Here is a 10,304-nt window from a genome sequence, read left to right on the forward strand (position 1 = left end):
GCTCTGCTATTGACATACAAAAAATAAAGTTCTAATATATTAAAAACGAGAAGCAATAATTAAAGAATTATTACTCCTCTTTTTATAAAAGTTTTACATTAATTTTTAGAGTTTACACAAAACTTGCAACAGCCCCTAAAAAGAGCGATGATCTCTATCCACAACTCTCCTCTCCTTATAAAGAATAATACTATTCTAATTTTTCAAATAAAATAGGCTGTTATAAGTATAACAGCCTATTTTATTTCTTTTTAAATTTATCAAAAAATGATTTTTTATTTCCTTTTTCAGCTTCTTTCATTCTATTTTCTTCTTTTTTTACATTTGACCAGTTAGGATCTGCTTTCATATTTTTCTTAACTTGTTTCATATATCTAGCAGTATTTTTAGCCATAGTAAACTTAGTTTTAATCCCTGTAACTATATCTCTTACAGTTTGAAATATTCCAACTATGACCTTTCCTGGATATCCAACTATTTTTTTAAATGCAGTATATTTATAGACTTCTCCACAACTAGGACACTTGTATTTAGCAGGCTTATCCGAAATTTTCATCTTTTTCTTACACTTTGGACATCTAATGATTATTTTTTTAACCATATTACAACGTTCCTTCTATTTCGAATACCAATTCCTTTACAATATTTTTATACCCTAATATTTCTCTTATTCTAATATGGTTTCCATATAATTTTATTGCTATATCCCCAACATGAGTTTTATAGTTATCCTTAGTAAAAACTAATTTTGGATAGAATGGCTTTCTTTTTTCTATCTTTCCGTCTATCTCTACTAAAATATAACCTTTTTTATATCCTACCATTGTCAATTGTTTAGCAGCATCGATCTTAGCTTGCTTTGCGTCCTTTTCTTTTCTAGCTTCTGAATTTAATCTTTTTTTATCGGTTCTTCTAGCTGCTTCACTTACTTCAGCAAATCTCTTTGTTTTTTTTATAGCCTTCAGTATATTGTATTCTGTTCCTTTTGGTTTATCTTTATTTACACCTTTTTTCATTTCCTACCACCTAAGTTCCTTTATTATTTTATATTGTATTATATAACATTTAATGAATTTTGGCAATAGAAATAGGTTTTATCTGACCCCTATAATACGACTTCATTTTAAAGTTAAAAACAGATAATAGTGTAATTTTTTTAATTTAAGTTTGATTTTGCCTGCTCTATCAGGTAAAATTAGATGATAGTTCAAAATTTAATTTATTTAAACAAAAGGAGAGATCAAATGAAAAAAATAAGTAAACCCCTATTTACAGGGATAATTTTAATTTTAATTTATACAAGACTCAACAACTCAGGAGCCATTACCCTTACTTTCAGTAAATTTTTCTCCTTTTTTTCGGTATTTATCTATGGCGGAATTATTTCTTTTCTATTAAATCCCATCCTTAAATTCTTAGAAAAAAACAAGAAAATAAAAAGAAAATATAGTATTTCAATATTATATTTTACCCTTATTCTTCTCCTAGGATTATTCTTTTCATTTATAATTCCTAGATTAACAAACAATATATCCGATCTAATAGAAAATTATCCAAAATATATCTCAGTCTTTGAAAATTCTGTAGATAAATATAAACATCTCCTTCCATTTTTAAAGGATGTCAATATCTTAAATGAACTTTTAGTGCTACAGCAAAAAACTCTTATTTTTCTGCAACAGGAGTTTTCTTTCTTAATTGGTCAGTTTTTAGGAGTTACTGCAAAGATTATAAGTTTGATTTTTTCCATTGTTTTCTCTATATTTTTTCTAGGAAACAAGGAATATTTTCATAAGTTATCCAAGGAGATTTTAGATACATTTTTATCTGAAAATTTATCTAGCGAAATAAAAATCCTAGCAAAAAAAATAGAAAGGGTGTTTTTAGGATACCTTTCTGGAAAGACTTTAGATTCCATGATAATCGGAGGAATCGCCATGATTGGGTTGACTATTCTGCAGATTCCATATGTTATTTTACTGGGAATTTTCATCACTATCTTCAATTTTGTGCCCTATGTAGGACCCTTTATAGGAATTGTTTTAGGAGCAACTATAGCATTATTTACCAACCCCAATAATACCATTATAGTTGTGATTTTCTTGGCACTATTACAGCAATTTGATGCATGGGTTTTAGAGCCAAAAATCTTGGGAAACAGCCTAAATCTTAGTATGTTTTGGACTATCGCTGCCGTTACCCTTGGTGGTAGTATTTGGGGTGCTTTAGGGATTATAATAGCTATACCTAGTTTTGCTTTGATAAAAGAATTATATTTAATAAAGAATAAAAAAGAAAAATCTCATGATACAGCTAAATAATTCATTTGATTTTTTTAAAAAAAAAGACTTAAATCCTTTAAATTTAAGTCTTTTTCAATTTATCATAGGTTTTTAAATAATTGTCTCTACTTTTAACTCGTCTAGTTCCCTTAATAAATATATTTTTTATATTTCAGTTATTATTTATAGATGACTCAATGCTTTTTTAATTCTCTTCATTCCTTCTTCTAACATATATCTTGGACATGCTATGTTTATCCTTTCATAACCTTCCCCTTCTATTCCAAACCAATAGCCATCATCTAGTGCTATCTTTCCTTTTCCCTTCATTACACTAGACAGTTCCTCTTTAGAAAGTCCATACTCAGAGAAATCCATCCATACTAAATATGTAGCTTCAGGTCTAGAAATTTTAACCTTTGGCAACTCTTTTTCCATAAATCCCAATAAATAATCTAGGTTCTCTCTCAAATGAATCACCAGTGAATCTGCCCATTCATCCTGCTCAAATGCTACTTTCCCTGCCACTAAATTAAACGGACTATTTCTTTTAATATCTAACACTCCTAATTCATAGTCATATTTTTCAAATTCTTCTTCCCTAGGAAAATGAACATACGATGCCTGTAATCCAGCTAAGTTAAATGTTTTACTTGCTGAGAAAAATGTAATCGTTATGTCCTGTATCTCTTTAGATAATGAAGCTATTGCAATATGCTTATACTCAGGATATACTAAATCTCTCCAAATTTCATCGGCATAAATTCTCACATTATATTTCAGACATAACTCACCTATTTTTTCCAATTCATCTTTTTTCCAAACTCTTCCAACCGGGTTATGGGGACTGCAAAGAATAAATACTTTTAACTTAGGATCTGATAATTTTTCTTCCATATCTTCAAAATTCATAGTGTAGTAGCCGTCTTTTCCTTTAACCAATGGATTAGTAACTAATTCTCTATCATTTTGTTTTATCACATTATAGAAAGGATAATATACAGGTGTCTGGATCATTATCTTATCTTCTTTCTCTGTAAATAACCTCACTGCAACTGTCAACGCCGGTATAACTCCCAGTGTATGAATTAATTCATCAGATTTAATCTCCCAGCCAAACCTTCTGTTACACCAATCTACAGCACTGCCGTAGTATGTCTCAGGTCTATAAACATATCCGAATATACCCTCGTGTGCTTTTTTTACTAGAGCATCTGTTATGGCAGGAGCTGTCTTGATGTCCATATCAGCTACCCACATAGGCCATAGATCGTCCCTTCCATATTTTTTTTTCATCTCCGACCACTTAGCAGAATGATTATCTTTCCTATCGATTTTTTCATTAAAGTTATACTTCATTTTAACCCCTCCACAACAACTGTTACACACCAATTAATACTGTTATTGATTTTTTTTGTATCATTATCGTATATTTATAATAAGTATATTATTCAAAGTACACTTTGTCAATAAATTCTATATAAAAGTAAATAAAAAATTACTTTCCATACGGCAGATTACAATTTGTTAAAAATATAAATTTAAGCAACAGTTGTGCCCTACAAAAACCTATTTTAAAAAACTTTAAAGGTGGGGAAATTTAGACTTGAGGAAGAATGATTCTAATCTATTAAAAAAAGGGATAATAAATGAAAGAGAAAATATCTACACGCCTTTAATTTAAAATGATATGAACTATAATAAAAATTATGAATTCTTTCATACTTTATACTATAATTAAAGTAGTTGTAATATAGGAGGTTAACTATGAAAATTATATTCTCGCCCACAAAATCAATGGATTTTTCAGATTCTACAAAAAATCCACTTAAAATAAACTTCACCGACAAGACAAATTTTCTTTTAAAACATTTAAAGATTCTGTCTCTAGATGAAATAACCAAAATAATGAAGATCAAAGGAAATATCTTAAATCATGTAAAAGATCTCTATGAAAACTTTGAAACTGCCAATACTAAAAAGACAATAACTGCTTATAATGGAATCTCATTTAAACAACTGGATTTAGACAACTATAATGAGAAAGAATTTGAATTTTTAAATTCCCATCTTATCGTACTTTCTGCCCTCTATGGAATCCTTAAGCCCTCTAATTTTATCAAAGAATATAGGCTAGATATAAATATAAAACTCTTAATAGATAAGAATTTATATAAATTTTGGGAAAAAGAAATAAATGAATATTTTGAAGAAGGTGAACTCATCTTAAATTTAGCCTCTAAAGAATTTTCTAAAATAATAGAAAAACCCATGATAACCATAGATTTTAAAGAAAAAAAAGGAGATTCCTATAAATCAGTGAGTGCTTATTCTAAGAAGGGTCGGGGGATGATGCTAAATTATATTATAAAAAATAAACTAACTTCCATAGAAAAAATAAAAGAATTTAATCTGGAAGATTATAGCTTAAACCCTGAGCTGTCCGATAAATTTAATTTGATTTTTACAAGATGATGTAAATTTTATGATATAATAGAACATAAATATAGTATAAAATTATAAAATCAGGAGGAATATATGTTTAAAGTAGAAGTCGGAAAAGGACCACTTATGTTTATGTCCTACTCTAGAATAATAAAAGAGGTTACAGGAGATGTTCAAATTGAAGAGGTTAAAGATTCATACTATGCTATCTTATACGATTTTGGAATGCCCATTGGTTGCGGTAGGATGAAAATTGAAGATACTCTTTATATTATAGATAACATTAAAATATTTGAGGAATTCACTACCCAGGGTCTTATCGAAGATATCTCTACCCAACTTCTAAAAAAAGCAAAATCTATTGGTCTTGAGGAGAAGAATCAATGAAAACAATTATAATACTGTTTTTTTTAACAACCTGCTTAACCTTTGCTATCCCAAGTTTTGAAAGCCTAGGATGGGGATTTACTATAGATGCCATTAAAGGTTTTTATCCCGAAGTAGAAAGGGAATTTACACCCAGTAGCGAAGTCACTAAATATAACTACTATCCCAAAGATACAGACACAGGAAAGATAGTATTCTATCTCGTGGATAATCAACTCTATAAAATAATAACCATCTTTGATCCAACTAAAATAAAATCAGCTGATGTAGAAGATATGTTTAATGACTATTCCAAGCAGTGGGGAACTCCTGTTTCTGCCATTGTAGATAGTACCTATGAAGAATTTTCCCTCAAGGAAAATGAGCAAACCTGGATTGTTGGAACTACCTATATTTCACTTATTGGACAGGATTATTTTGACAATGACAACAATCTAACTAATTCAAAGTTAATTGTTGAATACGGTCTGATCGACCCAGCTAAAAGAAAAAGAAAGTCATCTTTAAATAATTTGATTTTAGATAAAAATAATTAGATCATGGAGGTAAAAATGAAATATCAGGAAGCATTAGATTATGTAATCAATAAGTTAGAGGAACTCAGTAATTACGACTATGCATCATCGATTATTTACTGGGATTTAGAAACTGGAGCACCTAAAGAAGGAATTAGGAAAGCTTCTAAAGTCTTAGGATTCTATAGTGGTGAATCTCATAAAATTTTAACTGATCTTAAATTCAACAAAAATTTAGATCTTTTACTTGAAAACTTGGGTCTTTTAGATACCATCCATAAAAAAATCATCATCGAAACTAAAAAAGACATCGAAAATATAAAAAAAATACCTTTAAATGAGTATAAAGAATATAATGAACTTCTATCCAAGGCTCAACCTATATGGGCAGAAGCTAGAGAACATAATGACTTTTCATTATTTTTACCCTATTTAAAAAAAATCATTAAGTATAAACAAAAATATGTAAACTACAAAGGGTATAAAGAGCATCCCTATGATGCTGTTCTAGATGATTATGAGCCTGGAATAACTGTTAAGCAACTGGATATATTCTTTGAAAATTTAAAGGATAAACTTGTTCCACTTATTCTAAAGATCAATGAAAAGAAAGATTTTATATCCAATGATCTTTTAAAATTAGACTATTCTATCGAAAAACAAAAAGAATTTTCTATATTCATAGCAAAATATCTTGGGTTTGATTTCGAAAGAGGCTTATTAAAAGAAAGTGCACATCCATTTTCTATGGGACTCAACAAATATGACGTGAGAATGACTACCAGATATTTTTTGAATGATCTGCAGCCATCTCTTTTTGGAACTATCCACGAATCAGGCCACTCTATATATGAACAAAATATAGGAGAAGATATATGGGAGACTAGGTTAGGCGGTGGAAACTCCATGGGAATCCATGAATCTCAATCTAGATTGTATGAAAATTTAGTTGCCAGGAGTTTGGAATTTTGGATCCCGATCTACCCGCGACTACAAGAGGCTTTCCCTGAAAATCTAAAAGATGTCCCTCTAGATGAATTTTATAAAGCTATCAACAAAAGCCAGTCTGATCTGATTAGAGTTGAAGCTGATGAACTTACTTATTCATTGCATATTATCCTCAGATATGAGATCGAAAAGGAACTTATTGAAGGCAAATTTATAGCTGAAGATCTTCCAAAAATTTGGAATGAACGAATGGAAAAATATTTAGGGGTAACTCCTCCCAATGATTCTGATGGTATTCTGCAAGATGTCCACTGGGCTGCTGGATTATTTGGATATTTCCCATCTTACGCCCTAGGAAGTGCCAATGCTTCCCAAATAATGAATACAATGAGAGATAAATTAGATGTAGATACCATCCTAAAAGAGGGTAGATTAGAAGAAATCAAAGAATATTTAGGTGAAAACATCCATAAATATGGTAAATTAAAAGATCCTAATGAAATTATGGCGATCGCAACTGGAGAAACTCCTGATTCAAAATATTATGTAGATTATTTAATCAATAAATATAGTAAATTATATGAAATATAAGAAATAAAATTTTATAAAAAAGTGATTCCTGCGTCTAATGGGAATTGCTTTTTTTTGCATAAGTCTAGTAATTAATTTTTTATTATTTAAAAATGTTTTAATACACTTTTAAATCTCCATTGTATTGACATTCATTTATAAATATCGCATACTTTTACTACTAGCCTTTTACAATTCAGTACTCAATACCAATTATTTAATATTTATAGGTATTTTGTAAACAAGTTTTATGCTTTTTTTTATTATGAAAATTAAAATTATAAAAGTTGTTAATATTAAAGGTTTGTAATCAGTTTAGCAATACTTACATCATTATCACGGAAGGAAAAAATGCGTCTATAGGCATATACAGGAGGAAAAAAAAATGGAATATGGAATATGGAGTGTTTTGCCACCAATCATTGCCATTTTATTGGCTATAAGAACCAAACAGGTATTTATATCATTATTTGCAGGAGTATTTACTGCTGAGCTTATTATTAGTGAGTTTCAACCTTTAACAGCTTTAAACACTTCTTTAAACGGAATTGTAGGGGTATTTTCTGAGGCATGGATTACAAAGACAATAATCTTTTCGTTTTTAGTAGGAGCGATTATCACCTTAATTCAAGCGTCTGGTGGGGTAGAAGGATTTATTCATTACCTGACAATTAAAACTAAAACGATAAAGAATAAACGTGGAGCTATGATGCTAGCTTATATCTTAGGAATAGTTATATTCGTTGAATCTTCAATTACTATTCTTGTATCTGGTGTTGTTGCTAGACCACTTACAGATAAGTACAATGTTTCTAGAGAAAATTTAGCATATATCTGCGATTCAACTTCAGCTCCAGTGTGTGCATTGATACCACTTAATGGTTGGGGAGCTACTCTCCTTGGTATTATTGGTATTCAAGTAACTGCAGGAGTTATTTCTGGAAATCCTGTTGAGATACTTGTTAAAAGTTTACCCTATCAGTTTTATTCAATGATCACAATAGTTTCTGTACTCTTCTACATATGGACAGGTAAACACTGGGGTCCAATGAAAAAAGCTGAGAACAGAGCATCTAAAGAAGGTAAACTTATGAGGGATGGAGCTACTCCATTGGTATCTACAGATACTACTGAAATAAAAACTAAAGAGGGAGTTACTCCACATATGATGAATATGTTACTGCCACTTCTAGTCCTTATCTTCATGATACCCTGTTCACTTTATATTACAGGTAACGGGGACATGATGGCTGGATCAGGATCTACATCTGTGTTTTGGGCAGTATTAGCTTCTCTTGTTTTTTCGGGTATCCTCTATATATCCAAGAAGATATTCACATTGGGTGAATATATGAACCTTTTCTACAAGGGTGTTGGTGGAATGGTTCCAGTTGCTTCTCTACTCATATTTGCTTTTGCAATCGGGAACTCTATAAATACCCTTGGAACAGGAGAGTACTTAGCAAGTATTGTAGCAGGTAAAGTCGATGGTGGCTTCGGACCTGCAATAGTTTTCATAATCTCAAGTATAATTGCTTTTTCAACTGGAACGTCTTGGGGCACTTTTGCAATTATGATACCCATAGCCCTTCAAATGTCAGTTGCTATTGATGCAAATATATTTGCAGCTATCGGTGCTGTAATTTCTGGAGCTATTATGGGAGATCACTGCTCACCAATTTCAGATACAACTATACTATCTTCAATGGCTTCAGCTTCGGATCACATTGATCATGTAGAAACACAGTTACCCTATGCTCTACTAAATGGTTTAATAACTACTGTACTCTTTTTAGTCGTGGGATTTTGGGGATAGAATAAACTAACAAGATAATTGGTATAAACCATAAATTTAGATTGAGGAGAATATTAAAATGACTAACAACAGAATAAAATCAATAGACATTGTAACTGTAATTAAAGTCGCAGGTGCATTTATAGCACTACTTATTGGTTCAGGATTTGCTACAGGTCAAGAGACTTTGCAATTTTTTGCGGCTTATGGATTGATGGGAGTGTTGGGTTCATTAATTACCTTAGTATTATTTGTATATTTATCTCATACGTTTATGAAACTGGGTATGGAAACTGGAATTATCAAAAATGATGGTGTCTTTAGGCACTATCTAGGAAAATGGATTGGTACTGGGTTAAGTTGGTATACAATAATTTTTATTATTGCTATATTTGCGATTATGTTGTCAGGAGCCGGAGCTACATTAAATCAGAGCTATGGTATACCAGTACTTATAGGTTAGTGGTATGATGGCTATATTAGCTACAGGGACTATACTTTTAGGTTTAAATAAACTCATTGATATCGTCGGTATTATTGGTTCGATGGTTATTCTTTTGACAATTTTTATAGCCATCGCTGTTATCTTCAAAAATCCAACGGGAATCGTAGAAGGTGATACTGTAGTGGGATCTTTAGAGATGTATAGAGCCTCTTCAAATTGGTGGAAATCAAGTATTTTATATGTTGGACTAAATGTTCTTGGATTAGCAAGCTTTATACCATCATTAGGGCAATTACATAAAAATAAAAGGGAACTAATCTCGGCATCAGTTCTTGGACCGGTATTATTTGTTGGGGCATTAGTTTTGGTGTCATTAGCACTTTTAAGTGATATCACAACAGTATATATCGCAGCTATCCCAATTTTAACATTAGCGGCTAGTGTATCACCTCTCTGTAAAACTATTTTTGCATCAATAATTTTTTTGGGTATTTATACATCTTCAACGTCTTTATTGTGGATAGTTGTTGCACGTTTCTCAGAGGAAAAAACAAATAAATATACAATATTAACACTTTTATTAGGTATAGCAGAATACTTGGGAGGAAATATACTACCGTTTGCCAAACACGTTAATATAATTTATCCTACTGTGGGATATGCCGGTTCATTAGTATTAATAGGAATTATTATTAAAGATGTGCGAGTGAAATTTTTTAATTAAATTTTAAAAATTTCCTTCATCTCCTTATAATAGGTTTCATTAAAATCCTTATATTCTTTGGCGGTGAGTCTTGTCAAGCACACCACCACATATTTTCAAGGAAAACTTCATTTGCAGTAAAATAATTTAATACTTTTCGCGGTCTATTTCTAATTCTTTCTACAGTTCTTTCTAACTCATCATCTGGTATTTC

At 30.7% G+C, this 10,304-nt stretch carries 11 protein-coding genes; 8 read left to right on the forward strand and 3 right to left on the reverse strand.

The window, feature by feature from the left end:
• Positions 1-241 precede the first annotated feature (241 nt).
• The gene (locus V5784_RS06915; RefSeq protein ID WP_336888300.1) at positions 242-601 is read right to left on the reverse strand and encodes a hypothetical protein; all 360 of its coding nucleotides are present in this window, start codon (positions 599-601) and stop codon (positions 242-244) included.
• 1 nt (position 602) lies between these two features.
• The gene (locus V5784_RS06920; protein ID WP_336888301.1) at positions 603-1,016 is read right to left on the reverse strand and encodes a hypothetical protein; all 414 of its coding nucleotides are present in this window, start codon (positions 1,014-1,016) and stop codon (positions 603-605) included.
• 228 nt (positions 1,017-1,244) lie between these two features.
• Here V5784_RS06920 and V5784_RS06925 point away from each other — a divergent pair, with 228 nt between their 5' ends.
• Positions 1,245-2,321 carry an AI-2E family transporter gene (locus V5784_RS06925; RefSeq protein ID WP_336888302.1) on the forward strand — a complete coding sequence of 359 codons (1,077 nt, stop codon included), beginning with the start codon at positions 1,245-1,247 and terminating at the stop codon, positions 2,319-2,321.
• A 144-nt stretch (positions 2,322-2,465) separates the two neighbouring features.
• Here V5784_RS06925 and V5784_RS06930 read toward each other — a convergent pair whose 3' ends face one another.
• A complete protein-coding gene (locus V5784_RS06930) occupies positions 2,466-3,641 on the reverse strand; it encodes a MalY/PatB family protein (RefSeq protein WP_336888303.1) in 1,176 nt (391 codons plus the stop codon).
• Positions 3,642-4,049: 408 nt separating this feature from the next.
• Here V5784_RS06930 and V5784_RS06935 point away from each other — a divergent pair, with 408 nt between their 5' ends.
• The 7 genes from V5784_RS06935 (at position 4,050) to V5784_RS06965 (ending at position 10,111) form a co-directional block, all read left to right on the forward strand.
• Positions 4,050-4,757, forward strand: coding sequence for a YaaA family protein (locus V5784_RS06935; RefSeq protein ID WP_336888304.1), 708 nt, complete (start codon positions 4,050-4,052; stop codon positions 4,755-4,757).
• A 63-nt stretch (positions 4,758-4,820) separates the two neighbouring features.
• Positions 4,821-5,114, forward strand: coding sequence for a hypothetical protein (locus V5784_RS06940; protein WP_336888305.1), 294 nt, complete (start codon positions 4,821-4,823; stop codon positions 5,112-5,114).
• The gene (locus V5784_RS06945; protein ID WP_336888306.1) at positions 5,111-5,650 is read left to right on the forward strand and encodes a hypothetical protein; all 540 of its coding nucleotides are present in this window, start codon (positions 5,111-5,113) and stop codon (positions 5,648-5,650) included. The genes V5784_RS06940 and V5784_RS06945 overlap by 4 nt, the downstream gene beginning before the upstream one ends.
• A gap of 15 nt (positions 5,651-5,665) precedes the next feature.
• Positions 5,666-7,168 (forward strand): carboxypeptidase M32, encoded by a 1,503-nt coding sequence (locus V5784_RS06950; protein ID WP_336888307.1) that lies wholly within the window; start codon positions 5,666-5,668, stop codon positions 7,166-7,168.
• Between the two features lie 364 nt (positions 7,169-7,532).
• Positions 7,533-8,963, forward strand: coding sequence for a Na+/H+ antiporter NhaC family protein (locus tag V5784_RS06955; RefSeq protein WP_336888308.1), 1,431 nt, complete (start codon positions 7,533-7,535; stop codon positions 8,961-8,963).
• A 58-nt stretch (positions 8,964-9,021) separates the two neighbouring features.
• On the forward strand, positions 9,022-9,405 hold the full coding sequence (locus V5784_RS06960) for a hypothetical protein (RefSeq protein ID WP_336888309.1): 384 nt from the start codon (positions 9,022-9,024) through the stop codon (positions 9,403-9,405).
• 7 nt (positions 9,406-9,412) lie between these two features.
• Positions 9,413-10,111 (forward strand): hypothetical protein, encoded by a 699-nt coding sequence (locus V5784_RS06965; protein ID WP_336888310.1) that lies wholly within the window; start codon positions 9,413-9,415, stop codon positions 10,109-10,111.
• Positions 10,112-10,304 lie beyond the last annotated feature (193 nt).

The organism is Psychrilyobacter sp. (assembly GCF_037132775.1).
Taxonomy (GTDB): domain Bacteria; phylum Fusobacteriota; class Fusobacteriia; order Fusobacteriales; family Fusobacteriaceae; genus Psychrilyobacter.

Bases quoted from the DNA above. Each gene is read 5' to 3' on its own strand.
- V5784_RS06915 (WP_336888300.1), bottom strand. From the start codon at position 601: ATGGTTAAAAAAATAATCATTAGATGTCCAAAGTGTAAGAAAAAGATG.
- V5784_RS06920 (WP_336888301.1), bottom strand. From the start codon at position 1,016: ATGAAAAAAGGTGTAAATAAAGATAAACCAAAAGGAACAGAATACAAT.
- V5784_RS06925 (WP_336888302.1), top strand. From the start codon at position 1,245: ATGAAAAAAATAAGTAAACCCCTATTTACAGGGATAATTTTAATTTTA.
- V5784_RS06930 (WP_336888303.1), bottom strand. From the start codon at position 3,641: ATGAAGTATAACTTTAATGAAAAAATCGATAGGAAAGATAATCATTCT.
- V5784_RS06935 (WP_336888304.1), top strand. From the start codon at position 4,050: ATGAAAATTATATTCTCGCCCACAAAATCAATGGATTTTTCAGATTCT.
- V5784_RS06940 (WP_336888305.1), top strand. From the start codon at position 4,821: ATGTTTAAAGTAGAAGTCGGAAAAGGACCACTTATGTTTATGTCCTAC.
- V5784_RS06945 (WP_336888306.1), top strand. From the start codon at position 5,111: ATGAAAACAATTATAATACTGTTTTTTTTAACAACCTGCTTAACCTTT.
- V5784_RS06950 (WP_336888307.1), top strand. From the start codon at position 5,666: ATGAAATATCAGGAAGCATTAGATTATGTAATCAATAAGTTAGAGGAA.
- V5784_RS06955 (WP_336888308.1), top strand. From the start codon at position 7,533: ATGGAATATGGAATATGGAGTGTTTTGCCACCAATCATTGCCATTTTA.
- V5784_RS06960 (WP_336888309.1), top strand. From the start codon at position 9,022: ATGACTAACAACAGAATAAAATCAATAGACATTGTAACTGTAATTAAA.
- V5784_RS06965 (WP_336888310.1), top strand. From the start codon at position 9,413: ATGGCTATATTAGCTACAGGGACTATACTTTTAGGTTTAAATAAACTC.